Source organism: uncultured Marinobacter sp. (assembly GCF_947488835.1).
GTDB lineage: Bacteria > Pseudomonadota > Gammaproteobacteria > Pseudomonadales > Oleiphilaceae > Marinobacter.
On sequence record NZ_CANLBK010000011.1, the window covers coordinates 1 to 1,238 of the forward strand.

The 1,238-nt window shown below is 54.8% G+C and carries 1 protein-coding gene; it reads right to left on the reverse strand.

Going from position 1 to position 1,238, the window contains the following annotated elements; genetic code table 11:
• Window positions 1–8: 8 nt before the first annotated feature.
• Window positions 9–1,171 (reverse strand): IS3 family transposase gene (locus tag Q0824_RS17310; protein ID WP_298453761.1). Its coding sequence is split into 2 segments (ribosomal slippage): window positions 9–916 and window positions 916–1,171, totalling 1,164 coding nucleotides; the frame shifts between segments, so codons are not numbered across the junction.
• Window positions 1,172–1,238: the final 67 nt, after the last annotated feature.

A 1,238-nucleotide genomic window follows, 5' to 3' on the forward strand; every position in this document is an offset into this window, starting at 1 on the left:
TGTAGTGGTCAACTAATCCCGGACAGTATTTTAAGGTTTTCCTCTGCTGCAACGGGAGAAATGCCACCGTTGAACGTATGAGGTCTTTGCCGGTTGTAGTAGTCCATCAGATAGCTACCAACATCTTTTTGGGCCTCAGACAGACTCCGATATCCCAGGGCCGGTACCCACTCAGATTTCAGACTTCGGAACAGCCTCTCCATTGGGGCATTGTCCCAGCAGTTGCCACGCCGGCTCATGCTTTGGGTCATTCGATAGCGCCAAAGCCTCTGGCGGAACTTACGACTGGCATACTGACTTCCCTGATCCGAGTGGAACATGACTTTCTCTGGCCGACCACGCTGTTCCCAGGCGTGGTCCAGAGCGCTTACAACCAGGTCTGCATCTGGACTCGATGACATCGCCCAGCCAACAACCCGGCGAGCGTACAGATCCAGTACCACCGCCAGATAGCTCCATCGCTGGCCGCTCCAGATGTAAGTGATGTCACCACACCAGACCTGGTCGGGCCGATCGACTGCAAATTCACGATCCAAATGGTTCGGGATATCCGGCCGTTCAACGGTGGCCTGCTTGTAAGCGTGAGGGCCTGGCTGCTTACAGATCAGCCCTAGCTCACTCATAAGTCGTCGAACCTTGAAGCGCCCGACGACAGTGCCTTCTTCGCTGAGCAAGCCTTTGATTGTCCGGCTTCCGGCCGAACTGCGGCTCTTGGTAAACAGGCGGTTTACCTGAGCCCTCAGGGCCATACGCTCCACATCAACGTGGTTCCGCCGATGGCGGTACTCGTAATAGCTGGAACGGCTGATATCGAACGCATTGCAGACCATTTCAACCGGCATCCGCTCACTCAACTGGTCTATCAGCGCGTACGATTCATGTCGTCCGACATCAAGAGAGCGGTAGCCTTTTTTAGTATGTCTTTCTCCTGTTCAAGGCGCTTGCAGCGGGCTTCCAGTTCCTGAATACGGCGCTGCTCCGGGGTTAACGCCTTGCCCTTCGGAGTGACACCGTCACGCTCCTCGGTTAGTTGGTTAACCCAGCGCCGGATGGCGCTCTCACCAATTCCCAGGGACACACTCGCTTGGGGAATCGTGTAACCTTGATCCAGCACCAAGCTGGCTGCTTCCTGTTTGAACTCAGGAGAAAAAGAACGTCGCTTTCTGGTCATCAGACACCTCGTTTATGGTGGCGATATTACCACCTACGTTGGTGTCCGGAATCATTGAACCACTACA